Below are 24,343 nucleotides of genomic sequence, written 5' to 3' on the forward strand. Positions count from 1 at the left end.
CCTCTTCGTTGTTGCTAGGAGCAGTGCCCTTCCGGCTACCTGCCCCTAGACGTGGTCAGTGACATTCATCGCTGATGCTGCTTCATGGTTGCGTACTCATCAGTGTTCAGTCTTTCCTTTTTCGTCTGGGTCGTTCACCCCGTCGCTGTTGCTTTGCGACGACGCAAGGTACGTACGTACATGACCTAGGTCCACCGCAGTGGACAGACGGAGCGCCCGCCCGAAGGCACGGCGTTGTTCCGCCAGCTCGACCGCATCCATGGAGGGCGTGATCCACGCTCCCCGGCCAGGAAGTTTCCTGCCCGGGTCTGCGAGCACCCGCCCTGGCACGTCCGGATCGGCGACAACCCGCAGCAGCTGGGTATCCGGCTGCGCGGTGCGGGTGGCGATGCAGGTTCGGGTGCGGATCGGCTGCTTTCGAGCAACACCCATCCGCGTCCCTTCCTTTCTCGCGATCATCGTCGCCGCACCTGAACGTGCGGACACAAAAGCCGTATAACACTGTACGCCAAAACCCGCTGGATCTATATTTCCAGCGGGCTTCCTGGTTACAGCGGTGTTATTTACTCGGCTGCGTCCGCGTCGGAGCGGATGTCGATCTTCCAGCCCGTCAGACGAGCCGCAAGACGCGCGTTTTGGCCTTCCTTGCCGATGGCCAGCGACAGCTGGTAGTCCGGCACCGTCAGGCGGGCAGCCTGCGCCTCAAGGTCCAGCACCTCGACGGAAACCACCTTCGACGGGGCCAGGGAGTTGCCCACGTACTTCGCAGGATCCTCGTCCCAGTCGATGATGTCGATCTTCTCGCCGCCGAGCTCGGACATGATGTTGGTGACGCGCGCTCCGCGCGGGCCGATGCAGGCACCCTTGGCGTTGACGCCCTTGACGGTGGCTCGCACCGCCACCTTGGAGCGGTGGCCCGCCTCTCGCGCGATGCCGACGATCTCCACAGAGCCGTCCGCGACCTCCGGCACCTCAAGCGCGAACAGGCCGCGCACCAGCTCCGGGTGCGTGCGCGACAGGTTCACCTGCACACGCTTATCGCCCTTGTTCACGCCCACGACGTAAGCCTTGATGCGGTCGCCGTGCTTGAGCTTTTCGCCCGGGATCTTCTCCGCCGGCAGCAGGATGCCGTCCTGCGGGTCTGCCTCGGTGCCCAGCTGGACGATGTTCAGCCCGCGGGCCTCCGCCTGCGCGTCACGCTGCACGATGCCGGAGACCACCTGGCCCTCGAACCCGGAGTACTCGTCGTAGACGCGGCCGGCTTCCGCCTGGCGCAGGCGGCCCTTGATGGCGTCGCGCACAGCGACGGAGCCGATGCGGGAAAAGTTCACCGGAGTGTCGTCGTACTCGGAGACGACCTCCCCTTCGGCGTCCAGCTCGCTGACGATGACGGCGACGTCGCCGGTTTCTGTGTCGATGTCGACGCGCGCCTTGGACTTGTCATCCCCCTTCGCCCCGGCATCCCCCTCCTTGAACTCGCGGTAGGAAAACAGCAGTGCATTCGCGATGGTCGCCAGCAAATCCTCCATGGCGATCCCCTGCTGTTCCTCGATCGCCTTCAGCGCGTTCAAGTCGATATTCACTTGTGTTCCTTTCCTTCCGCCGCAGCGGCCTCAAGCTCTTCAAACGCCCGATCCGCCAGCTCCGTTTCGGCCGCCGGCGGGGCATTGAATTCAATTTCTACCACTGCGCCCGACAATTCAGAAACTGGCGAAACGCGAACCTCCTCCCCCTTTTTCGGCGCACGCACCAGCGCCACCTGAGTCTCCTCCGCGTCGAGCGGGCCCACGCGCCACTGCTCCCCGCCCACCTTGACCCTGCGGCCGCGGTTGCGGCGGAAGTGCCGCGCCTCAGTCAACGGCAGGTCCACGCCCGGGGTGGTCAGCTCCAGGGTGTAGCCCGCGCCGAAGCTGACCTCACCACGTTCCTCGGCGTCGTCGAAAAGCGTAGAGAGCTCCTTGGACACCTCCTCGAGGTCATCGAGTGTCGGATGCTCGTCCGAATCCAGAGCGATGATCACCTGCGACTTCTTGCCCGCCTTGACCGTGCGGATCTTCTCAATGTCCATGCCGTAGGTGCGCGCAACCGGTGCAACCATGCGCTCGATTACCTCGTTCGTGGGAAAAGCCATGCCGACCAACCTAGCGTGTAACGTGCAGCGCGTGAAGAAACTCCTCCTGCTGCCCGCCGCCGCGCTTTTGCTCACCAGCTGCACCGTGATGGACGTCGTGGGTCCACGCGCGAACGGCGAGATCATGGCGCTGGCGAAGCAGGCCTCCGCCGACTGGTCCGGCGGGGACCCCGCGCGGGAGCAGTGGCGCGAGATGCGCAAGAAGCAGAGCGAGGAGCTGAAGGGGGAAGCGCGCAGGCTGTGCGGCCTGGACGCGCAGGGGCAAACGCCCACCTCATGCGACGTCAGCTACGGCGACACCGACCTGCCCGCCACGGGTAACGCGGACGCGCTGCTCGAACACACCGTCGCTGCCGCAGACAAGGTGCCGGCGGAGTCTGTCGACCTCATCGTCGCCCAGGCTATCGACGCACTCACGCTTTCCCCCGTCGACCTCGAGCCTGTCACCGAGACAGTGTCGGATACCGCCGACACGGAAGCGGCCCGCGACATGCTCGCCCGAGAAAACGCCGTCTACTACGGGCTCGGTCTCGCGCTCGCCTACGCCGATTCCGATCTGCGCGAGCGCGTCGGCGAGCTGCGCGAAGCCTCCCACGAGCGCACCGCGGCACTGACCCGCGTGCTGGATGTCGCCGACGGCGAGGCCTTGGTTCCGGCCGCCGGGTACGAGTTCGCCGAGGGTTATGCCGAGCCCGCGAACGCAGAAGATGCCGCCCAGCTGGTCAAAACCATGCAGAGCGACCTTGTCAAGCAGTGGCGCTACGCCGCCGCGCACGCGGAATCGGCGACCTGGCGCGGAGACGCCATCAGGCTGGCCGCCCACGCCCAGCGGGTCTAGCCGAGGCGCTCGGCGACGAGCTCCTGCACCTTCGCCACGATCTCGTCGGCCGGGACCTCCAGTGTCTCGCCGCCGCGGATCCGCAGCTCCACCACTCCGTCGGCGAACGCGCGGCCGAGAATGACAATGAACGGCATGCCCAGCAGCTCGGCGTCCTTGAACTTTACGCCCGGGGAGACCTTCGGTCGGTCGTCGAAAAGCACCTCGAGCCCGGCGTCGGACAGCTCGGCGGCGATGCGGTCGCCCGCCTCGAGGGCGGCGGCGTCCTTGTTCGCCACCGCGACGTGCACCTGGAACGGTGCGATCTCCACCGGCCAGACCAGGCCCTTGTCGTCGTGGCGCTGCTCAGCGATCACCGCGAGCATGCGGGAGATGCCGATGCCGTAGGAACCCATGGTGGGCACGGCGCGCTTGCCGTTTTCGTCCAGGATCTGCACGTCCATGGCCTCGGTGTACTTGCGGCCGAGCTGGAAGATGTGGCCCAGCTCGATGCCGCGGGCGAGCTCGACGGTGCCGTTGCCGGACGGCGACGGGTCGCCGGCCTTGATCTCGGCAGCCTCGATGTAGCCGTCGACGGTGAAGTCGCGCCCGGCGACCAGGCCCACCACGTGCTTCTGGGGCGCGTCCGCGCCGGTGATCCAGGAGGTGCCGTCGACCACGCGCGGGTCCGCCAGCACGCGCACGCCGTTCGCCGCGAGCGCGCGGGGGCCGACGTAGCCCTTCACCAAAAAGTCGTTCTTGGCAAAGTCCTCGTCGCTGGCCAGCTCGAACGTGGCGGGCTCAAGCGACGCCTCGAGGCGCTTCTCGTCCAGCTCGCGGTCGCCTGGGATGAGCACGCCGACCAGCTGCGGGCCGACCGGCTCGCCGTCCTCATCTACCTGACGCGGGTCGTTGACCTTCACCATCATGCATTTGAGGGTGTCGGCGGCTTCGGCGGAGCGGCCGTCGACAAGCACGCCAGCATCCTGCGCCCACTCCACGAGCGCCGCGATGGTCTCGGACGCAGGCGTGTCGTGCTCGACCGCCTCCGGCAGCCCCTCAATCGGGCGCGGCTCGGGCGCGACCGTGGTCACGGCCTCCACGTTCGCCGCGTAATCGCCCGCGGTGGAGACGACGAAGGTGTCCTCGCCGTTGTCCGAATACGCCAAAAACTCCTCGGACGCGGAGCCGCCCATGGCGCCGGAGGTGGCCTTACAAATCTCGTACTTCAATCCAACGCGGTCGAAGATGCGCTGGTAGGCGGCGCGGTGGTTGGCGTAGGACTGGTCCAGCCCCTCGTCCGACATGTCGAAGGAGTAGCTGTCCTTCATCACAAACTCGCGCCCGCGCAGGATGCCGGCGCGCGGACGCGCCTCGTCGCGGTACTTGGTCTGGATCTGGTACAGCGTGACCGGGAAGTCCTTGTAGGAGGAGTACAGGTCCTTCACCGCGGTGGTGAACATCTCCTCGTGCGTGGGCCCGAGCAGCATGTCCGCGCCCTTGCGGTCCTTCAGACGGAACAGGTCGTCGCCGTACTCCGCCCAGCGGTTAGTGGCCTCGTACGGCTCGCGCGGCAGCAGCGCCGGGAAGAGCAGCTCCTGGCCGCCCATGGCGTCCATCTCCTCGCGCACAACGCCTTCGATCTTACGCAGCGCGCGCAGGCCCAGCGGCAGCCAGGAGTACACGCCCGGCGCGGCGCGGCGCACATAGCCTGCGCGCACCAGCAGCTTGTGGCTTGGCACTTCGGCGTCGGCGGGATCTTCGCGCAGCGTGCGCAGGAACAGCGTGGACAGGCGTGTAATCATGGTTTGGAAGTTTACCGCTAGGGTTTTGCGCATGCTGATCGTGCTCCCGCCTTCTGAAACCAAAGCCCCCGGCGGCACCGACGCCACCATGTCGCTGTCGTTTCCTTCCCTCGACGCCGTACGCACATCGCTTATCGACGTCCTTACGGCCACCGACGTGGACACCCAAATGCGTGAGCTGAAAATCCCTGCCGGAAAGCGCGCGGAGGCCGAGGAGAACCTCGCGTTGCGCACGGCGCCGGTGATGCCGGCAATCGAGCGCTACACCGGGGTGCTCTACGACGCCCTCGACGCTCCGTCCCTGCCCGATGAGGCCCTGGCACGCCTGGCCGTGGGCTCCGCGCTGTTCGGGGTGGCGCGCGCAGGCGATCTGATCCCCCGCTACCGCGTTTCCGGCGGCTCCAAGGTCGGCGGGAAGACGATGAAGGCGTGGTGGGGCACGTCAGTTAGCGATGTGCTCGGTGATCAGGGGTTCGTGGTGGACATGCGCTCCGGCGCCTACCAGCAGCTCGGGCCGGTGCCCGGAGCGCTGACGGTGCGCGTGGAGCAAGCCGACACCGGCAAGGTGGTTAGCCACTTCAACAAGCAGTACAAGGGCGAGCTGGCCCGCGCGCTGGCGCCTCACGACGCCACGTCCGCCGAAGATGTCGCCGACATCGCTTCCGCCGCCGGGTTCGACGTTTCGGTCGACGGCACACTGCTCACAATGCGTGTGTAGGTTGAGCTCCATGCCATCCCAGTACCGTCGCTACGCCCTGGCCGCGCTGATCTACGCCGCCGGGTTCGCCTACATCCTGCTGCGTTGGGACGCGATCCCCGACCCTGTGACGGTGCACATCGGCCCCACCGGCGAGGCGGACGGCTTCGCGCCGAAGACGCTGCTCAGCACGACCCTGCCGATGATCATCGGCATCGCGGTAACGCTGATCCTGCCGCTGTTTCTGCCGCCGAGATCGCTTGCCCGGCACACCGTCGACGTCCCGGCCGACGGCGCGTTGCCGTTTTCGGAGACGGTGGCCCGGCGCGTCGAGAAGCTTTGCGACGCCTCCGCAGACATCGTCTCCAAAATAATCCTCGCGATGGCCGCACTGTTCGCGGTGATGAACATCTCCATGGTGGTGCCGGACGTGAAACTGCCGTTCTGGCTGGAGATTGTGCTCTGGATCGGCTTCATCATCTATGTGGTGGTGATCGGCATGCGCGTGACCTCAAAAAAGGACGGGATCGAACCGGACGCGGACGAACAGGCCCGCAACGAGCAGTTGCGCTACCAGGGCGGCATGGGCACCTATTCGGCGCCGAACGACCCTATGGTCGCCGCGGTGCTGCCGTCGAACCCGGGCAAGATCGCGGTGAACACCGCCCACGCGCCGGGCAAGCGCTACTTGCGGCGGGTGGTGGTCGGCATAGCTTTGATCCCCATAGTGTGCGTGGCGCTGTCTTTTGCGGTCTAGCTCGGTCCTGCCCTCGCGCCGGCGAGATTTATCGGTTTATCGGCCGAGTGGAATTTATCGGTTTATCGGTTGCACCCCTTCTACCTGCGCTAACTCGCCGCCTTCTCAACCATCTCCGCTAACGCGAGAAGCCGGCGCACATCAGCCACAAACTCATCTTCTCTGAACAACAAATCGACCGGCGATGGGCGCAGTAGCTTGACGCCGGCCTTCAGCAGGTTCTTTTCGCGGCGGCGTTCTTTCCGCAGCGTCTCGTCGGTGGGTTTGAACGTCACTCCGTCGTATTTGTAGTCGCCGTCTATCTCCGTCACGAACATCCCGCGGCGAAGATCCACCTCATAGCCGGCAAACATGCCGTTGACGATCCAGTGCTCCGCCACCCGCTCAATCAGAATCGCTCTTCCGTACGACTCGAACGGCGAGCGCGAGTTGTCCACCGCGAACCTCACTACTTTCCGCAGCGTGTCAATGCCTCGCACCCTGCCCAGCTTCTCCATCTCGGCCTCGACCGTGTCTCTGTCCGCGTAGAACTTCAGTATCCAGTCCATGGCGACGAGCCCCTCCCGGAAACCATGTCGCAGCGCGATTTCGAACGCCGTGGTCAGTTCATCCGTGGCACGCAGTGTGTCGAAGCGCCGGATTGTCGCTGGCCGCTTCCTTGCCCGGTGATAGACCGTGTTCGCCGGCTGCTGCTTCTTCGGCGGCGCTTTGCCGTTTGGCAGAAGTAGCTCCACTGGCTCGTTGACCTCGGTCGTCACCACCCACATATCCAACACCCTTGCAGCTGATCGCCCGGCCAGTGCTGCTTTCCTGGCGGCTTTCCCCGCAGCGATGGCCTGGATCCACCGCCTCTCATAGAACGCGAGCCCCGAGAAGTCGGCCCGCGACATGCAGTGCTTCGATGACAGGATCACTGCACCTGCGTTGTCGTTGACGTTATCCCGATGGCGTAGTTTGCGCACAATCTCTGCTTGTCTCCCCCGATCCATGCCGCGATACTGACAGAGGTTCACGCAAAATGGAAGGGCTCTTGCTCATCTGTGGATAACTCGCCGCCATCGTTATCCACAGTTCAGGTACTTGGGAACCTCTCTGTACAAAAGACGATATCGGCATTTACCGTCCCGACCCGACCGCGACCAGGGCTTTTACCGCCGCGTCAGCCCTAAATGCCGATATCGTCGTTAACACCGCCCCCTGGCCCCCGCCCCACAGGTACCGTCGCACCCATGACCGCCTCCTCCACCATCGACACCGCCCGCGCCCTTATCGCCGACGCCTCGCACATCGAGGTCTTCACCGGCGCCGGCATGAGCGCCGACAGCGGCATCGCCACCTACCGCGACGCGCAGACCGGTCTGTGGGAGAACGTGGACCCGCAGGACATGGCGTCCATCGACGCGTGGCACGACGATCCCGACACCATGTTCGCCTGGTACCTCTGGCGCGCCCACCTCGCGCAGCAGGCGGAGCCGAACGCGGGCCACGTCGCCGTCGCCAAGTCGCCGAAGACGACGGTGACCACGCAAAACATCGACAACCTCCACGAGCGCGCGGGAAGCAAGGAGGTCGTCCATCTGCACGGCTCGCTGTTCGACTTTCGCTGTACGCTTTGCGACGAAAGCTTCGCCCAGCCCATCGATCTCCCCAAAGAACCCGTGACAGCAATTACTCCCCCGGCTTGCCCGGAATGCGGAGGCCCAGTGCGCCCCGGCGTGGTCTGGTTCGGCGAGGCGTTGCCGGAAGCCGAGTGGAGGGAAGCGGAGCGCCGCATGCGCACCGCTGACGCGCTGGTGATCGTGGGCACCTCCGGGGTGGTCTACCCCGCCGCCGGCCTGCCGCTGATGGCGCACGCCCGCGAGATCCCCATCATCGAGGTCACCCCCATGCGCACCGACCTGTCGCACCTGGCCGACGTGGTCATCGAGGACACCGCCGCCAACGCGCTGCCTGCTCTTCTGGGCTAGTAGTGATAGCGGACCTGCAGGATTACCAGATCGCCATCTGCGAGCATGTAAACCAACCGGTGTTCTTGGGTAATACGCCTTGACCAGGCACCATCCGCTCCATATTTCAACGGTTCAGGCTTACCAATCCCTTCGAAAGGATCTCGCAGCGTATCACGGAGAAGCTGATTCACGCGCTTCAGCATCTTCCTATCGTTGGTTTGCCAATAGAGGTAGTCGCTCCACGCATCAGCAGTCCAAACGAGGCGCATTACTCATCCAGATCGAGATCATGCTCAACGAACTTGCCGTTGAGGGCATCCTCATAGGACCGAGTCAACCTGCGCCTGTTCTCCCGCGATTTAAACAGGTAAGCAGTCTCTACCCATGCCTCATAGTCTTCTGCGGCCATAAGCACGGCATTGCCATTGCGCGACACAATTTCAACCGCGTCGCGGTCGTTGTTCACACGCTCGATGAGCGGATATAAAGTCCGGCGAGCTTCCGATGCACTGATGGACATTTACCCCTCCTTTATGTGGTACCGCAAAACGGTACCACATTTACGAGCTGGCGCGGAGCACCGTGAAGGTCCTACCGCGCGCGACCTGCTCCACGGACGCGAAGTGGCGCTCCACCTCGCCGCGGTAGCGCAGGTGCGAATTGTGCACCAGATACAGCGCCCCGCCGGGGGCGAGCAGACGCACGGAGGCGTCGAGGAGGTGCTGCACTAACGTGGCGTCGACGGTGGTGCCGTCGTGGAACGGCGGGTTCAGCGCGATTGTGTCGAAGGACGCGTCCGGCAATCGGGAGCCGGCGTCATCCCACGTCGCCTCCAGCCCGATGGCGCGGGCGGAGAGCACCGCATCGGCGTCCGCGTCCGTGGCGACGCCGCCCAAGCCCCGGGTGACGGAGCCGTTGCCGCAGCCCAGGTCGAGAAGCCGGCCGGGCTCGGCGGGCAGGCAGGAGCGAAGCAGCTCCCCGCCCCGGTCCGGTTTTGCGCCGGAGAAAACTCCGCCGACGGCGACGAGGCCGTCGTAAAGCAATGGCTCATACGACACCTCGCGGGGGCCGGAGGCGACCAGGCAGCGAAACTTGCCGCGGCCGAGCGAGGCGGCAACTTCTTCGAACGACTCCCCCAACGTCGCGTTCATGCTGCGTGCGAGGTGTTTATTGTTCGCGCCGAGCACGAGGCGCACTTCGTCGAAGCCTGCGCCCGCGATAGAACGCGCCAGGTAATCCAGCCGCGCCAGGGACTTCGGCATCTCTCCGACCGCAACGGCAGCCCCGGTCGCGCCGGCGAGGTACTCGTCCAGGCGCACGTCCCCGGCCACCTCGGCGCCGAGCGACCGGGCCTGCTGGCTGCGCGTGTAGTCCGAGTCGCAGAACAGCACGGGCGCGCCCGTCGCGACCGCCGCGCGGGTCAGGTCCAGGGTCGGGTCGTGGCAGATGAGCACTGTCCTTTGACCACCGTCAGCCGCGCCGAAGGCGACATCCCAGATCAAGCTATCCAGCGTGCGCAAGGCCCGCGACCTCCCCCACCACGTACACGGCGGGCGCGGCGACGCCTTCGGCCTCCATCACGTCGGCCAAGCTCGCTGCGGTGGCGAAGTACACCCGCTGCGCGTCCGTCTCGCCCTCCTGGATCACGGCGGCGGGAGTGTCCCCGGACAGCCCGGCCTCCACCAGCGCCGCCGTGATCGCGCGCACGTTGCGCACGCCCATCACCACCACGATCGTGCCACCGACGCGAGCGAGCGCACCCCAGTCCACCAGCGACTTCTCGTGCCCGGGCGGCAGGTGCCCGGAGACCACCGTAAACGCGTGCGTCACCCCGCGCTGGGTCACCGGCACCGAAGCGGCGGCCGGCACGGACACCGCAGAGGTCACGCCCGGCACCACCGAGCACTCCAGCCCGGCGGCGGCGCACGCCTGTAGCTCCTCGAAACCGCGGCCGAACACGTACGGGTCGCCGCCTTTGAGCCGGACCACCTGCTTGCCTTCGTGCGCGTAAGCGACCAGCATCTCGTTGATCCGCTCCTGCGCGACCTGCCTCGCGTACGGCAGCTTCGCCACGTCCACGACTTCCTTGCCGGACAGGTCCAAGAAACTCTCCAGCTCGGCGGAGGGGCCGAGGTGGTCGGCGAGGATGACGTCGGCAGCCTCGAGCGCGCGCAATCCGCGGATGGTCAGCAGGTCCCACGCGCCTGGGCCGCCGCCTACGAGTGTGATGTGGCCGGTAGTCATAGGCAATCAGTTTAGGGTGGAGCCATGAATCGACCCCAGCTCGCCCACACGCTCGCAGAGACCCTGCCGGAGCTCGCGCACGCAGAGCCCGGCACGAAGTTTGAGAACCCGCAGCTTGTTGCGCTCAACGAGCCGTTTGCGGAGGAGCTCGGTCTCGATGCCGCATGGCTCACGTCTGACGACGGCCTGCAGTTCCTCTCCGGCGCCTCCGGCGGCCACGCCATGGCGTACGCGGCGCACCAGTTCGGCCAGTTCGTGCCATTGCTTGGCGACGGCCGCGCCCTCCTCCTCGGCGACACCTGCGGATATGAGATCCAGCTCAAGGGCTCGGGTCTGACGTCGTTTTCACGTCCGGGCTCGGACGGGGTGGGCGCGATCGGGCCGATGTTGCGCGAGCACTTGGTTTCCACGTTCATGCACGCGGTCGGTGTGCCCACCACCCGCTCGCTTGCGGTGCTGTCCACCGGCGGCACCGTGATCCGCCAAAACGGCGCGGTCCCCGGCGGCATTGTGGTGCGCGTGGCGAAGAGCCACCTGCGCGTGGGCACGGTGCAGTACGCGGCGACGCAGTCGGAGGAGCTGACACAGAAGGTGGTTACGGCCGCGGGCTTCGCAGATGCCGAGGAGATGCTGCGCACCGTCACCCGCCGCCAATTCGACCTGGTGGCGCACTGGATGCGCCTGGGATTCGTCCACGGGGTGATGAACACCGATAACGTGGCGCTGTCGGGCGAGACCATCGACTACGGGCCGTGCGCGTTCACCGAGCGTTTCGACGGTACCGCGAGCTTCTCCTCCATCGACAGGCAGGGACGCTACGCGTTTGGCAACCAGCCCAACATCATCGCCTGGAACATGGCGCGGCTGGCGGAGGCGCTCTATCCGCTGCTCGGCGCGGAGAAGGTCGACGCCTACGTCAAAACTGTCCAGCCAGCCTGGGACGAGGCCTGGGCGACGTGGATCGGGGACGACCACGACGGGCTCAACGCGGCTGCCGACATCACCACCTACAACCGCGAGCACGGCATCAACGGTGAGCCCGGCCCTATCTTCATCCCCCGAAACCAGATGCTGCAGGAGGCTATCGACGCCGCCGAGCTCCGCGTCGACTACACCGCGTACAACGAGCTGCTCGCCGCGGTGAGCGACCCCTACAACGAAAAGGCCGGGCCCGAATGGATGGCCCGGCCTGAGGGGCAGCTGCCCTACGTCACCTTCTGCGGGACGTAGGAAGCGCTCCCCCTGTAGTGCGACGAAGTCGCGCTACAGCGTGTTTTCGCCCGTGTCCAGCCCCAGCGTCTTCTGCGTCCACGCCCACTGCTCGTCGTAGGCGTCCTTGTCGCGCTTGAGGGACTTGCCGTAGGTGGGGAACATCTCGTGCAGCTTGTCGGCCCAGTCGATCATGTGCTCGCCGAAGCAGCGCTCCAAAAGCTCGATCATGGCGGCCGGGGTAATCGATGCGCCCGGGGATGCGCCGAGCACGCCGGCGATGGTGCCGTTCTGGTCGTTGACCAGGGCGGTACCGAACTCGAGGGTGCCGAAGCGCGGAGCGGCGGCCGGCTTGATCACCTGCACGCGCTGGCCGGCGACCACGACCTCCCAGTCCTTGCCGTCTGCTGCCGGGTAGTACTCGTGCAGCATGTCCACCTTGCCGTCGAAGTCGCGGAAGACTTCCTGCACCAGGTACTTCACCAGTGCGAGGTTGGTCGCGCCGACGCCCAGGTAGGACGGGATGTTGTCCGGGCGGATGGACTTGAACAGGTCCAGGTAGGAGCCTTCCTTGAGGAACTTCGGGCTCCAGCCGCCGTAGGGGCCGAATAGGAGGGATTCCTTGCCGTCCACGACGCGCAGGTCCAGGTGTGGCACGGACATCGGCGGAGCGCCGACCTTGGCCTTGCCGTAGACCTTGGCCTTGTGCTGCTGCACCAGTTCCTGGTTGTCGGTTTTGAGCCACATGCCGGAGATCGGGAAGCCGGCGTAGCCGTGGACCTCGGGCACGCCTGCCTTGCGCAGCAGGTCGAGGGCGTAGCCGCCGGCGCCGACGAAGACGAAGCGGGCGCGCACGACCTGCTTGTCGCCGGTGTGGGCGTTTTTGACGGTGACCTTCCAGAAGTTGCCTTCGCGCTTGATGTTGGTCACTTCGCGGCCGTAGCGGATCTCGGTACCGTTGTTCTTGGCGGCGTCGAGGAACTGCTTGGTCAGCGAGCCGTAGTTGATGTCGGTGCCGACGTTGGTCCAGGAGATGGCCACCGGCTCGGCGTCGAAATCGCGGCCCTGGGACATCAGCGGCAGCTTCTCAGCGAAGGTGTCGCGGTCGTCCGCGAACTGCATGTTGGGGAACATGTGGTTCGCGGAGAGCTTGTCGTAGCGCTTGCGCAGGTAGTTGATCTGGTCTTCGCCCTGGGCGAAGGACACGTGCGGCACGGGGTTGATGAAGGCGCGCGGGTCGGTCAGCACACCGTTTTCCACCTGGTAGGACCAGAACTGGCGCGACAGCTGGAACTTCTCGTTGATGTTCATCGCCTTGGAGACATCAATGCGGCCCTTCTTCTCGGGCGTGTAGTTCAGCTCGCACAGGGCGGAGTGGCCGGTGCCAGCGTTGTTGAAGGGGTAGGAGGACTCCTCGGCAGGCCCATCAAGCCGCTCGAAGATCATCTGGGACCACTCGGGTTCCAGCTCGTGCAGCATCGAGCTCAACGTCGCGCTCATGATGCCGGCGCCGACGTGCAGGATGTCCACCTCGTCCGCGTACTTCTTACCACCGTTGTCAGACATACGTAGTCATCCTTTGATGTTTATCGACTTTTGGGAGTGGTGACTATATTACGTCCCCTTCATCGCCAAGGTGCAAAGGCTTGTCGACGACCACAGGTGCCGACCGTCCGCAGAAAAGTATCATCGGCCGCATGAATGAGCTTGATTGGCAACCCGACCCGCTGGGCGACGGATTCGAGCAGGCAGCGCTCCCGCAGGGGAAGGACCCGGACAGCAGAACTCGCGTGGATGCGGTGCTGGTGCGGGACGTGCGGGCGTCGCAAAGCACAAGCCCCTACAAGCCCGCGGTGCTGTGGGTGCACGGCATGTCCGACTACTTTTTCCAGTCCCACGTCGCCGACGAGTTTGCGCGGCACGGGTATCCGTTTTACGCGCTGGACCTGCGGCGCTGCGGGCGCGCGCTGAGGAAGGGGCAGCGGGCGCACTTCACTCTTTCGATGAGCCGGTACTTCCCCGAGCTCACCCAGGCGCTGGATATTCTCGCCGCGGAACACGGTTCGGTGGTGGTGCTGGCGCATTCCACCGGCGGGCTGATCGTGCCGCTGTGGGCGGACCACCTGCGCCGCGAGAAGCCCGCGGAGCATGCAAAGCTCGCCGGGGTGGTCCTCAACAGCCCGTGGCTGGACATGCAGTTTCCGAAGTGGCAGGTGGCAGCGCTCAAGCCGCTGCTGAACTTCTTCGGCACGATCTTCCCGTCGCTGCCGCTGTTGCAGCGCGGGGAGGGCACCTACGGCAAGTCAATCCACCGGGACTTCCACGGCGAGTGGGAGTTCAACACTGAGTGGAAGCCTATCGACGGGCACCGCAAGTACCTGGGCTGGATCCGAGCGGTGATGCAGGGGCAGGAACAGATCCACACCGGAAACGTTGACACTGGTGTGCCGACGTTGACGCTGTGCTCGTCGCATTCGTACCTGGGCGAGGAGTACTCCCCCGCCGCGGACACTGCCGACACGGTGCTGGACGTCGACCAGATCCAGCGCTGGGCGCCGACGCTGTCGGACGAGACAGAAGTGCAGGTCATCGACGGTGCACGCCACGACGTGTTCCTGTCCGAGCGCCACGCCCGCGAGGCCGCGTTTAAGGCTGTGTTCGGGTGGCTCGACGGCCAGCATTTCACCCAGTAACGTCGATACGCAAAATACACATATATATAGAGGAGAAGACCATGCCCGCTCACGTAAGCGATTTACAGGACGCCACACACTACGACCTGATCATTGTGGGAACGGGTTCAGGAAACTCCATTCTCACTCCCGACTTCGACGACAAAAACGTCGCCATTGTGGAAAAAGGCGCGTTCGGGGGCACGTGCCTCAACGTCGGCTGCATCCCCACCAAGATGTACGTGCTCGCCGCGGAGCAGGCGTACGCGGCGCGCGAGGCTGGAAAGCTCGGCATTGATCTCGAGTACAAGGGCGCGGACTGGCCCGGGATCGTCGAGCGCGTCTTTGACAACCGCATCGATCTGATCGCCAAGGGCGGCGAGGACTACCGCCGCAACGGTTGCCCCAACGTCACCGTCTACGACGTGGAGGCGTCCTTCCTCGGCCCGAAGACGCTGAAGACCGGCCGCGGCGGGGCCGAAGAGTTCATCACCGCCGACACGATCATCCTCGCCGCCGGCGCCCGCCCGTTCATTCCGGAGTGGGCCAACGACGTCACGTTCCACACCAACGAGGACATCATGCGCCTTGAGCGCCAGCCGAAGTCGTTGACCATCGTCGGCGGCGGCTTCATTGCCATGGAGTTCGCGCACGTCTTTGACGCCTTGGGCACCGAGGTGACCATCATCAGCCGCTCTCAGCTGCTTCGCCAGCTGGACCCGGACCTCGCGGAGCCGTTCAACAAACTCGCCGCCGAGCGCTACACCGTCCACATCGGCCGCACGGTCACTTCCGCCACCGAGAACAGCGAGGGTGTCACGCTCACGCTTGACGACGGCACCACGGTCAGCTCCGAATCCCTCCTCATCGCCACTGGCCGCATCCCCAACAGCGACACCCTCGATGTCGCCACTGCAGGGATCGAAACGCACGAAGGCGGCCGCGTCGCCGTCGACGAGTTCGGCCGCACCTCAGTGGACGGCGTGTGGTCGCTCGGCGACCTATCTTCCCCGTACCAACTCAAGCACGTGGCGAATGCGGAGCAGCGCGCCGTGACGCACAACGTGCTGAAGGCTTGGGCGGGTAACGACGACTCCGCGATGGTGCCGATGCCGCACGATCACATCCCATCGGCGATCTTCACCCACCCGCAGATCGCGACCGTGGGAATGACCGAACAGGAAGCTGTGGACGCTGGCTTCGACGTCACCGTGAAGGTGCAGAACTACGGCGACGTGGCATACGGCTGGGGTCTGGAGGACTCCACCGGTGTGGTGAAGCTGGTGGCGGACCGCGAATCCGGCCAGCTGTTGGGCGCGCACTACATGGGTCCGCAGGCGTCCACGCTTATCCAGCAAATGATTACCGTGCTCGCATACGGGCTGGACCTGCGGGACTTTCCTCGCTCGCAGTATTGGATCCACCCGTCGCTGGCGGAGGTGACCGAAAACGCGATCCTCGGCCTCGACCTGACGTTCAAAGAAGTCTAAACCCCTACTTTACCCCCTCTTTCGGGGGACCGGGTTAAAAGGCATGACCTTTTCCGCACAGGTGCCGAAAAGAGCACGTGAGAGATATTTGGTTTAGCCCAATTTTTTCAGTGAACGCCAAGCTTTCCAACCTTTGGTTGAACTTTTGAAAAATTTTAAGCGTCAACTTGCATACGGCTGGAAGTGTTCGGCTATTGTCAGTGCAGACACCGGGACCGAGCCCACCGGGCTTGCTATCGGTCCTAGGAGCTCAATGCCCCTGGGATTCTTTGAATTCCACCCGGACGTCGTGCAAGAACTATCAGAGAAGGATTTCGTTTCATGCGTAATTTCCGTAAGGCAGCCCTCGCCGGCGCAACCGCCGTCGCTGTGGCATTCGGCTCCACCGCAGTCGCAACCGCCGAGACCGAGAAGGCACAGCCGGAGAACTCGGCCACCGCGGCACCGACCCGCACCGCTGAGGCTAAGGACAACAACGGCCAGGAGCCGGGTTCCGCAACCCGCATCGGTCACGCCCTCGGCGTTTGGGAGAAGGACAAGGACGGAAACGTCCAGCTGAACGGCACCGATGGCCGTGCTCTGTTCGGCTCCTCCACCGATTCCGAGACCCAGAACGGTGGCAACTGGGGTGACCAGCCGACCTACGCAAAGGCTGGTTACATCCTCTCCATCTTCACCGCTGTCTCCGCCGTTGTCGGCCTGGTCGTTGGCCCGCTGTACAACTACTTCGTCCACGGCGACTTCAACTTCTAAGTTCGCGGATCCCCGCAACCCCATTCCAATTCATATTTCGAAAGAAGGAAAACGATGCGTAACTTCCGCACCGCTGCAGTTGCTACCGCAACCGCTCTGACCGTCGTTGCTGGCGGCACCGCAATCGCCTCTGCTGCCGACCAGGCTGAGGAGCAGAACTCCGGCAAGGACCGTCAGGTCGTCTTCGTTGGTAAGCAGGAGGGCAATAAGGTCAACCCGGAAACCGGCGAAAAGACCAAGCAGGCTGACAAGTCCTTCGGCGAGGTTGTCAGCGACGGCACCAAGGGTCTCTTCGACGGCGCTGGCTCTTCCCACTACTTCACCAAGGAAGACGCTGCAACCCCGTTCTACCCGACCGACGCCTTTGGCAAGACCACCAATGCAGAGGACGTCCCGCAGTGGGCTCGCTACTGGATCGACGGCTCCATCGTCGCTGCTATCGGCGCCCTGGTTGGCCTGGTCATCGCTGGCTTCAACTACGCCTTCTACAACGGCTGGCTGCAGCACCCGCTCAGCAAGTAATTCTTGCAGCTGAGACACGTAACCCCCACTGCACGTAGCAATGGGGGTTTCGTTCTGTCTGCGGTCCGTCCGTAGACGTAAAGCGGGCCCGTACGGAATAGATCCGTACGGGCCCGCTTTGCCTTCTTACGCGGTTCTACTCCCCCAGCATGTGCTGCCCGGCGGCGGCATCCGCGTCCGGGATGGTGAGGATCTCGTTGCCGTCATCGGTGATCACGATGGTGTGCTCAAACTGGGCGGTGTACTCGCCGTCGACATTCTGCACTGTCCAGCCGTCGTCCCACACGCGGTACGGCAGCTCGCCGAGGTTGATCATCGGTTCGATGGTCAGCGTCATGCCTGGCTCGAGGACGTCCGTGTAGGCGTCGGAGTCGTAGTGCAGCACCACAAGCCCGTTGTGGAAGGTGGTGCCCACGCCGTGACCGGTGAAGTCAGTGACCACGTTGTAGCCGAAGCGCTTAGCGTAGGACTCGATCACGCGCCCGATCACGTTGATCTGGCGGCCAGGCTTCGCTGCCTTAATGCCGCGCATCATCGCCTGGTAGGTGCGGTCCACCAGATCCTTGTGCTCCTGCGCCACCTCACCGGCGAAGAAGGTGGCGTTGGTGTCGCCGTGCACGCCGTTCTTGTAGGCGGTGACGTCGATGTTGACGATGTCGCCCTCCTGGATCACCGTGGTGTCCGGGATGCCATGGCAGACAATTTCGTTCAGGGAGATGCAGGAGGACTTCGGGTACCCGCGGTAGCCCAGCGTCGACGGGTAGGCGCCGTGCTCTACCAGGTAGTCGTGGACGATGCCGTCGATCTCGTCGGTGGTCTTGCCCGGGGCCACGGCGGCACCGGCAAGCGCCAGCGCGTTCGCCGCGATCTTGGAGGCTTCGCGCATCGCCTCGATGGTCTCGCGGGTCTGGACGATCGGCTCGCCGACGTTCTCCTGGACCTCGTCCTTCCACGCGTACTCGGGGCGCTCAATGGACTTTGGCACCTTGCGCTCTGGGGTGGGTTTTCCTGGGGTAAGTAGGCCTCGGTTATTCATGTCCCCAATGGTAGACCTGCGGTCAAACGGGCCCGCGCAGCCCTCTGGGCGGCCTACTGGGCGGGCGCGTCCAGGTTCAGCAGCATCCGGTCCGAAAGCGCCACAGCGGCCTCAGAACCGCCGCCGAGGACTACCAGGGTGGCAAAGGCGATGTCGTCGTCCGCGCGGTAGCCGGTGAACCACGAGTGGGAGCCGCCGTTGATCTCAGCTTCGCCGGTCTTGCCGCGGATATCCCCGCCCGCGGTAAACGCGCTCGCGGTGCCGCCCGGGCCGGTCACGGCGGCCATCATCTGGCGTAGTTCGTCCACCGCCTGCGGGTCCATCGGCGGTGCATCTCCGCTGAGCTTCGTCTCCTCGCCCTCCACCAGGTATGGCACGGGCAACGATCCACGAGCGGCCGCTGCGGAGACAAGCGCCATGCCGAACGGGCTGGCCAGATCCAGGCCCTGGCCGTAGCCGGCCTCGGTGCGGTCCAGCGGCTCCACGCCGTCGGGGATGGAGCCGGTGATGGTCTCCACTCCGGGGATCTCCATGTCTATGCCCAAGCCGAACTGTTTGCCGATGGTCTTCAACTCCCCTGGCGCCAGCTTCGTGGAAATATCCGCGAAGGTGGTGTTGCAGGAACGGGCGAACGCGGTCTCCAGCGGCACGGTGCCCAGGCCGAAGCCTGCGTAGTTGGTCACGGTGCGCCCAAAGAGGTTCATCGTTCCGGGGCACGGCACAGGCGAGCCCGGGATGAGCCCTTGCTTGGTCAGCCCGGCGAACGCGGTGAGGATCTTAAACGTCGAGCCCGGCGGGTACTGGCCCATCGTTGCCAGGTTGCCGCCGGCGTCCGCGGCCGGCGTCTGCGCAATAGCCAGGATGCCGCCCGTGGACGGCCGGATGGCCACGATCATGGCCTGCTGGCCCGCAACCGGCTCCAGCGCCATCTCCGCGGCGCGCTGGATGCGGTGGTCCAGGCTGATGTGCACCGCCGGTGCCGGGGCGGCGTCCTGGCGCTTGATCTCCTCGTAGGAGGCGCCGTTTTCGTTGACCACGTCGACGCTCCACCCGGTATCGCCCTGCAGGTCGTCGCGCACCAGCTCGCCCACGCGCGCCATGATGTCGGGGGCGAAGTCCGGCTGCGCGTTGACCATCGCGGCCTCTTCGTTCAGCCGCACGCCGGGTTCCCCGGCCAGCGCCGCTTCGAACGCGTCGCGCGCCGGCGCGGGCACCACGGCGACGGAGTACGCGCCGGAGGCGTCCTGCAGCTCTTTGGCAAGGTCCTCTGCGTCGCGCAGCGGCACGCCGCGATCCACCTCGTGCGCCTTCGCCAGCGCCGCGCTGATACCCGCGGCCGTCGAGCTTGCGCTGCGCATCTCGTCGGTGTCCACCAGCACCCGGTACGCGGTGCCAGGCTTGAGCAGCTCCACCCCGTCGGAGGAGACCACACTCGCCTGCGAGGGCGCCACCGAGCGCAGCTCCAGGTGCTGGTTCGCGCCCAGCCGCGGGTGCAGCACGGACGGCTGCCAGCGCACGTTCCACGTATTGCCGCTCTGCGTCAGCGTCATCTGCGCCTGGTACGTCAGATCCCGCTCGCGCGGCAGGTCCCAGCGCAGCTCATAGGTGGCGGTGGCCAGGTTGTCGTCCTGGTTGACGTCGATAAGCGATGCGCTAAGGCCCTCCGCCTGCAGCCCACCCCATGTCTCGTTCAAAGAGGTTTCGGCGGCGGACGCGTCGTCGATAAGCGCAGAGTTCACCTCGCGCTTCTCCAGCGCACTCAGAAAGTCCGATGCGGCGGGTTCGGCGTCGTTGGGGCGCGGGGTGCAACTGCTTATCGACGCCGCCAGCGCCACCACCGCAATCCCCGCGACACGGCGACGCAGCATATTAGCGGGTGACCTTGACCTCGGCCTTGGCGCCCTCGACCTCCTCGAGGCCCTCCTCCTCGGCGATGCGCTGCGCGTAATCGATCAGCGTCTCCACGATCTTGGACTCCGGCACGGTCTCCACGACCTCGCCCTTGACAAAGATCTGGCCCTTACCGTTGCCGGACGCCACGCCAAGGTCGGCGTCGCGCGCCTCGCCCGGGCCGTTGACAACGCAGCCCATCACGGCCACGCGCAGCGGGAACTCCATGCCGTCCAGGCCGGCGGTGACCTCCTCGGCGAGCTTGTACACGTCCACCTGGGCACGGCCGCAGGACGGGCAGGAGACAATCTCCAGCTTGCGCGGGCGAAGGTTCATCGACTGCAGGATCTGGTCGCCGACCTTGATCTCCTCCACCGGGTCCGCGGACAGGGACACGCGGATGGTGTCGCCGATGCCCTGCGACAGCAGCGCGCCGAAGGCCACGGAGGACTTGATGGTGCCCATGAACTTCGGGCCGGCCTCGGTCACGCCGAGGTGCAGCGGGTAGTCGGTCTTTTCCGCGAGCTGGCGGTAGGCCTCCACCATCAGCACCGGGTCGGAGTGCTTCACGGAGATGGCGATGTCGCCGTAGCCGTACTCCTCAAACAGGCCGGCCTCGTAGATCGCGGACTCCACCAGAGCCTCCGGGGTGGCCTTGCCGTACTTCTCCAGCAGGCGCTTGTCCAGGGAGCCGCCGTTGACGCCGATGCGGATCGGGATGCCCGCGTCGCCCGCCGCCTTGGCGACCTCCTTGACGCGGCCGTCGAACTCCTTGATGTTGCCGGGGTTCACGCGCACGGCCGCGCAGCCGGCGTCGATGGCCGCGAAGATGTACTTCGGCTGGAAGTGGATGTCCGCGATCACCGGGATCGGCGACTTCGCTGCAATCGCCGGCAGGGCCTCCGCGTCCACCGTCTTCGGGCAGGCCACGCGCACAATGTCGCAGCCTGCGGTGGTCAGCTGCGCGATCTGCTGCAGCGTGGCGTTGATGTCGTGCGTCTTCGTGGTGGTCATGGACTGCACAGAAATCGGGTGATCCGAGCCGACGCCGACATCTCCCACCATCAGCTGACGGGTCTTGCGGCGCGGAGCCAAAGTCGGTGCCGGGCCTTCGGGCATGCCTAATCCGATGGGGGTGTTCATGGTGGCTAACTTTAGCACCGTCAGCCAAAAATTCGGACGGGGTTGACCACGTCCGCGGCCATTACCAACACACCGACGCCGAGCAGCAGCGCAGCCATGGCGTATGTCAAGGGCATGAGCTTTTCGTAGTTCGCGGGAGCGCCCGGGCCGAGGCCACGGAGGCGTCGTAAAGCATCGCGAATCTTTTCGTACAGCACCACCGCAATGTGCCCGCCGTCCAACGGCGGCAGCGGCACGAGGTTGAACAGGGCGAGGAAGAAGTTCAGGCTAGCCAGCATCATCCAGAACGCGGACCACATGTCCTGTTCAACCAGCTCGCCGCCGGTGCGCGAGGCGCCGATGACGCTGACCGGGCCTTCGATGTCGCGCTCCGCGCCGAAAATGGAGGCCACAACGCCAGGGATCTTCGCCGGGAACGACGCGATGCCGTCCACCGTCGCGCGCAGCATTTGGCCGGTGAACCGGACGGTCGCAGGCACCGCTTCCGCCGGGCCGTACTGCTTCACCGTCACCGGTGCGGAGACAATACCCACCGCGCCCTGGGTGACGCGCTCGCCAGTGGCCGGATCGATGCGCTCGACGGCGGCGACAGGCACGTCGAGGGTGACGGTCTCACCGCCGCGCAGTACCTCGAGGCTCACCGTTTCGCCTGGCTGCTTCGCGACGGCATCGCGCAACTGCTCGAACTGCTCAATCTCCTGCCCGTTAAGCGCCACCAGCGTGTCGCCTGCTTGGACACCGGCCTCGCCGGCCGGGCCCGCGCCGGAGCACTCCCCCAGCGTCTCAGCGTCCACCTGGTCGGCCACGCACACCGTCTTGCCCACGCGCGGGGTGAAATCCGCGTCCGGGTTCGGGATGCCGGAAAAGATGGCGACAAAGTAGATGATCACCACGCCGATGAGCAGGTTCATCGCAATGCCGCCGGCGAGGACCGCGATGCGCTGCCACGCCGGCTTGTTCACCATCGCGTGCGGCTCCTCCTCGGGCGTGAGGGGATCCATCGCGGTCATACCCGCGATGTCGCAGAACCCGCCGAACGGCAGCGCGGCAAGGCCGTACTCGGTGTGGCCCTTCGTGGTCGACCACACCGTCGGCCCGAAACCAATGAAGTAGCGCCGCACGCGCATGCCGAAGGCGCGGGCAGTGAACATGTGCCCGGCCTCGTGCAGCGCAATGGACGCGGCGATCGCAAGCGCGAACGCCAGAATGCCTAGCGCACCCACAAAACCCCTAGTGCGCTACGCGCTGGCGATGCGCTCGACAACAGCCTCCGCGCGCTCGCGGGCGCGGGACTCGGTGCGCAGGACCGCGTTGACGTCGGCAGGCGCCTCCGCGAAATCGCCCGCGCCGTTGAGGACCTCGGTGATGATGTCCACGATGTGCGGGAACTTAATGCGGCCCTCGACGAACGCGTCGACGGCAACCTCGTTGGCCGCGTTGTAGATCGCCGGGTACGGCTCACCCTTCGCCGCGGCCTCGCGGGCCAGCTTCACCGCCGGGAAAGCGTCTTCATCCAGCGGCTCGAAGGTCCACTCGAAAGCCTGCGAGAAGTCCAGCGCAGGCTGCGCGTCCGGAATGCGGTTCGGCCAATTCAACGCGTGGGAGATCGGCAGCATCATCGACGGCGGAGATGCCTGGGCGATGGTCGCGCCGTCGGTGAACGTCACCATGGAGTGGACAATGGACTGCGCGTGGACGGTCACATCGATGTCGTCCGGGTCCACGTCGAAAAGCAGCGATGCCTCAATGAGCTCGAGGCCCTTGTTCACCATCGTCGCGGAGTTCAGCGAGTTCATCGAGCCCATGGACCACGTCGGGTGGTCCACGGCCTGCTCGTAGGTGACGTCCATGAGCTCCTCGCGGGACTTGCCGCGGAACGGGCCGCCGGAGGCGGTGAGCACGAAGCGGGCCACCTCGCCACGGTCGCCGGAGCGCAGCGCCTGGGCCATCGCGGAATGCTCCGAGTCCACCGGAATAATCTGTCCGGGTTTCGCAGCCTCCAGCACGAAGCGGCCGCCGGCGACGAGCGACTCCTTGTTCGCCAGCGCCAGCGTCGCGCCGGACTTCAGCGCCGCGAGCGTTGCCGGCAGGCCTGCGGAGCCGACGAGCGCGTTGAGCACCAGGTCCGCCTTCTGCGACTCCACGAGCGCCGCCGCGCAGTTATCGCCGGTGATGACGAAGCCGCCGATCTCCTTGGACACCTTCTTGGCCCCCTCCAGATCGCGCACAGCAATCTGGTCGGCGCTGAGGCCGAATTCGCGGGCTTGCTCAATAGCCCGGTCAGGGTTGGTTCCGCCGGTGGCGATGCCGACCACGTTGAACTGGTCTCTATGTTCGCGGATGACATCAATCGCCTGAGAACCGATAGAACCTGTCGAGCCCAAGATGATTACATTCTTCACGCACCTATTGTGACATGAAACAGCACATTCTGGCACTGTGCGGGCGTAATCCCGTGGACTGTGGTGCGAAAGTTTGAACACATTGGGGGTGAGAAGTCCCCTTTGCCCCACCCGGTGTGCGATGATAGGCGCTGAAAGTTTTACCGATCTTGGCAACCGCTAAGCAGGCTTTGAAGGAGCATTCCAGTGGCCCACGCGAAGGACAACGCACCCCAGGTGTACAACGGCGTTTCTGAGGCGGATGTTCCGTCCGCCCGTTTCGGCTGGAGCGCCTTCACCGACCGCACTATTCAGATCGCCGGTTGGATCTCCGTCCTGTTCCTTATCGCCTACAACTTTGGCAACCACCAGGGCCACGTCGAGACCATCTGGCTCATCGCCCTCGCGGTGCTGATCGCGCTCGGCCTGATCCTGCACGCCACCAAGCCGAAGCTGAACCAGGTGCGCACCGTCACCGCCCACAACAAGCCGGTGGGCCACCAGGAGCCGGACTGGATGTACGACCAGGCCACCCTCTCCGGCGACGTGTACGAGAATCTCTCCGACTCCCAGCTGCGCGCCCTGAACATCGAGCCGGGCCGCGTCGCCCACCTGCGCCCGGCACACGGCCAGGAGCGCGTGGTCGAGCGCACCGCTGCCCGCCCGGTCGACGCGGCGCAGCAGCGCGAGGACGTCGAGGTCATCACCGTCGAGTCCCGCGGCAAGCACGAGCGCATCTAAGCTTCTCGACGCCACCGTCCACCGCCAGCCCCGCCGCTGGCGGTTTTTTCATGCCGTGTGTGCCCTTGCTGCACGCGACGGCTCCCTCCAAACGCCAAACCCTGGG

Annotated in this window: 25 protein-coding genes; 10 read left to right on the top strand and 15 right to left on the bottom strand. The window is 65.3% G+C overall.

Going from position 1 to position 24,343, the window contains the following annotated elements:
* Positions 1-99: 99 nt before the first annotated feature.
* From MHX64_RS07020 to rimP, 3 genes are all read right to left on the bottom strand, one after another.
* On the bottom strand, positions 100-432 hold the full coding sequence (locus tag MHX64_RS07020) for a YlxR family protein (RefSeq protein ID WP_239356895.1): 333 nt from the start codon (positions 430-432) through the stop codon (positions 100-102).
* A gap of 131 nt (positions 433-563) precedes the next feature.
* On the bottom strand, positions 564-1,583 hold the full coding sequence (gene nusA, locus MHX64_RS07025; RefSeq protein WP_239356897.1) for a transcription termination factor NusA: 1,020 nt from the start codon (positions 1,581-1,583) through the stop codon (positions 564-566).
* Positions 1,580-2,131 (bottom strand): ribosome maturation factor RimP, encoded by a 552-nt coding sequence (gene rimP, locus MHX64_RS07030; protein ID WP_239356898.1) that lies wholly within the window; start codon positions 2,129-2,131, stop codon positions 1,580-1,582. Before rimP ends, nusA begins: the two co-directional genes overlap by 4 nt.
* 31 nt (positions 2,132-2,162) lie before the next feature.
* Here rimP and MHX64_RS07035 point away from each other — a divergent pair, with 31 nt between their 5' ends.
* A complete protein-coding gene (locus tag MHX64_RS07035) occupies positions 2,163-2,969 on the top strand; it encodes a DUF4439 domain-containing protein (protein WP_239356899.1) in 807 nt (268 codons plus the stop codon).
* Here MHX64_RS07035 and MHX64_RS07040 read toward each other — a convergent pair.
* A complete protein-coding gene (locus MHX64_RS07040) occupies positions 2,966-4,753 on the bottom strand; it encodes a proline--tRNA ligase (protein WP_239356900.1) in 1,788 nt (595 codons plus the stop codon). The genes MHX64_RS07035 and MHX64_RS07040 overlap by 4 nt on opposite strands.
* Before the next feature lie 31 nt (positions 4,754-4,784).
* Between MHX64_RS07040 and MHX64_RS07045 the strand changes: the two genes are divergently transcribed.
* Positions 4,785-5,471 carry a peroxide stress protein YaaA gene (locus MHX64_RS07045; protein ID WP_239356901.1) on the top strand — a complete coding sequence of 229 codons (687 nt, stop codon included), beginning with the start codon at positions 4,785-4,787 and terminating at the stop codon, positions 5,469-5,471.
* A gap of 10 nt (positions 5,472-5,481) precedes the next feature.
* Positions 5,482-6,207: a DUF1648 domain-containing protein gene (locus MHX64_RS07050; RefSeq protein ID WP_181888634.1), complete on the top strand. Its 726-nt coding sequence runs from the start codon at positions 5,482-5,484 to the stop codon at positions 6,205-6,207.
* A gap of 89 nt (positions 6,208-6,296) precedes the next feature.
* Here MHX64_RS07050 and MHX64_RS07055 read toward each other — a convergent pair whose 3' ends face one another.
* Positions 6,297-7,169: a hypothetical protein gene (locus MHX64_RS07055; RefSeq protein ID WP_239356902.1), complete on the bottom strand. Its 873-nt coding sequence runs from the start codon at positions 7,167-7,169 to the stop codon at positions 6,297-6,299.
* Between the two features lie 267 nt (positions 7,170-7,436).
* On the opposite strand from MHX64_RS07055, the gene MHX64_RS07060 reads away from it, so the two are divergent.
* A complete protein-coding gene (locus MHX64_RS07060; protein WP_239356903.1) occupies positions 7,437-8,174 on the top strand; it encodes an NAD-dependent deacylase in 738 nt (245 codons plus the stop codon).
* On the opposite strand, the gene MHX64_RS07065 is transcribed toward MHX64_RS07060, so the two are convergent.
* The 4 genes from MHX64_RS07065 to cobA are packed head-to-tail and all read right to left on the bottom strand — an operon-like array spanning position 8,171 to position 10,400.
* The gene (locus MHX64_RS07065; protein WP_239356904.1) at positions 8,171-8,425 is read right to left on the bottom strand and encodes a Txe/YoeB family addiction module toxin; all 255 of its coding nucleotides are present in this window, start codon (positions 8,423-8,425) and stop codon (positions 8,171-8,173) included. The two genes, MHX64_RS07060 and MHX64_RS07065, sit on opposite strands and share 4 nt — an antisense overlap.
* Positions 8,425-8,676: a type II toxin-antitoxin system Phd/YefM family antitoxin gene (locus tag MHX64_RS07070; protein WP_239217144.1), complete on the bottom strand. Its 252-nt coding sequence runs from the start codon at positions 8,674-8,676 to the stop codon at positions 8,425-8,427. The genes MHX64_RS07065 and MHX64_RS07070 overlap by 1 nt, the downstream gene beginning before the upstream one ends.
* Positions 8,677-8,716: 40 nt before the next feature.
* Positions 8,717-9,676, bottom strand: coding sequence for a class I SAM-dependent methyltransferase (locus tag MHX64_RS07075; protein WP_239356905.1), 960 nt, complete (start codon positions 9,674-9,676; stop codon positions 8,717-8,719).
* Positions 9,660-10,400, bottom strand: a complete 741-nt coding sequence (cobA, locus tag MHX64_RS07080; RefSeq protein ID WP_239356907.1) for a uroporphyrinogen-III C-methyltransferase — start codon at positions 10,398-10,400, stop codon at positions 9,660-9,662. The genes MHX64_RS07075 and cobA overlap by 17 nt, the downstream gene beginning before the upstream one ends.
* Positions 10,401-10,424: 24 nt before the next feature.
* Between cobA and MHX64_RS07085 the strand changes: the two genes are divergently transcribed.
* On the top strand, positions 10,425-11,630 hold the full coding sequence (locus MHX64_RS07085; RefSeq protein WP_239356910.1) for a protein adenylyltransferase SelO family protein: 1,206 nt from the start codon (positions 10,425-10,427) through the stop codon (positions 11,628-11,630).
* Positions 11,631-11,663: 33 nt separating this feature from the next.
* Here the strand turns inward: MHX64_RS07085 and mqo are convergent, their stop codons facing one another.
* Positions 11,664-13,175, bottom strand: a complete 1,512-nt coding sequence (gene mqo / locus MHX64_RS07090; RefSeq protein WP_239356913.1) for a malate dehydrogenase (quinone) — start codon at positions 13,173-13,175, stop codon at positions 11,664-11,666.
* A 131-nt stretch (positions 13,176-13,306) separates the two neighbouring features.
* Here mqo and MHX64_RS07095 point away from each other — a divergent pair, with 131 nt between their 5' ends.
* The 4 genes from MHX64_RS07095 (at position 13,307) to MHX64_RS07110 (ending at position 17,046) form a co-directional block, all read left to right on the top strand.
* Positions 13,307-14,302 carry an alpha/beta hydrolase gene (locus MHX64_RS07095; RefSeq protein WP_239356915.1) on the top strand — a complete coding sequence of 332 codons (996 nt, stop codon included), beginning with the start codon at positions 13,307-13,309 and terminating at the stop codon, positions 14,300-14,302.
* Between the two features lie 41 nt (positions 14,303-14,343).
* A complete protein-coding gene (gene mtr / locus MHX64_RS07100; protein ID WP_239356917.1) occupies positions 14,344-15,771 on the top strand; it encodes a mycothione reductase in 1,428 nt (475 codons plus the stop codon).
* 321 nt (positions 15,772-16,092) lie between these two features.
* Positions 16,093-16,524: a hypothetical protein gene (locus MHX64_RS07105; protein WP_239356919.1), complete on the top strand. Its 432-nt coding sequence runs from the start codon at positions 16,093-16,095 to the stop codon at positions 16,522-16,524.
* 54 nt (positions 16,525-16,578) lie between these two features.
* Positions 16,579-17,046: a hypothetical protein gene (locus MHX64_RS07110; RefSeq protein ID WP_239356920.1), complete on the top strand. Its 468-nt coding sequence runs from the start codon at positions 16,579-16,581 to the stop codon at positions 17,044-17,046.
* 136 nt (positions 17,047-17,182) lie between these two features.
* On the opposite strand, the gene map is transcribed toward MHX64_RS07110, so the two are convergent.
* From map to dxr, 5 genes are read right to left on the bottom strand one after another with little or no spacing between them, the layout of a single operon-like run.
* On the bottom strand, positions 17,183-18,082 hold the full coding sequence (gene map / locus MHX64_RS07115) for a type I methionyl aminopeptidase (RefSeq protein ID WP_239356921.1): 900 nt from the start codon (positions 18,080-18,082) through the stop codon (positions 17,183-17,185).
* 53 nt (positions 18,083-18,135) lie between these two features.
* Positions 18,136-19,950: a penicillin-binding transpeptidase domain-containing protein gene (locus MHX64_RS07120; protein WP_239356922.1), complete on the bottom strand. Its 1,815-nt coding sequence runs from the start codon at positions 19,948-19,950 to the stop codon at positions 18,136-18,138.
* 1 nt (position 19,951) lies between these two features.
* The gene (ispG, locus tag MHX64_RS07125; RefSeq protein ID WP_070844337.1) at positions 19,952-21,115 is read right to left on the bottom strand and encodes a flavodoxin-dependent (E)-4-hydroxy-3-methylbut-2-enyl-diphosphate synthase; all 1,164 of its coding nucleotides are present in this window, start codon (positions 21,113-21,115) and stop codon (positions 19,952-19,954) included.
* A 20-nt stretch (positions 21,116-21,135) separates the two neighbouring features.
* Entirely contained in the window at positions 21,136-22,338 is a 1,203-nt protein-coding gene (locus MHX64_RS07130) for a M50 family metallopeptidase (protein WP_239356923.1), read from the bottom strand.
* 15 nt (positions 22,339-22,353) lie between these two features.
* Positions 22,354-23,517 (bottom strand): 1-deoxy-D-xylulose-5-phosphate reductoisomerase, encoded by a 1,164-nt coding sequence (gene dxr / locus MHX64_RS07135; protein WP_239356924.1) that lies wholly within the window; start codon positions 23,515-23,517, stop codon positions 22,354-22,356.
* 180 nt (positions 23,518-23,697) lie between these two features.
* Here dxr and MHX64_RS07140 point away from each other — a divergent pair, with 180 nt between their 5' ends.
* Positions 23,698-24,237 carry a DUF2631 domain-containing protein gene (locus tag MHX64_RS07140; protein ID WP_239356945.1) on the top strand — a complete coding sequence of 180 codons (540 nt, stop codon included), beginning with the start codon at positions 23,698-23,700 and terminating at the stop codon, positions 24,235-24,237.
* The last annotated feature ends 106 nt before the right edge of the window (positions 24,238-24,343 follow it).

Source organism: Corynebacterium sp. ACRPZ (genome assembly GCF_022346205.1).
In the GTDB taxonomy this organism is placed as follows: domain Bacteria; phylum Actinomycetota; class Actinomycetes; order Mycobacteriales; family Mycobacteriaceae; genus Corynebacterium; species Corynebacterium lehmanniae.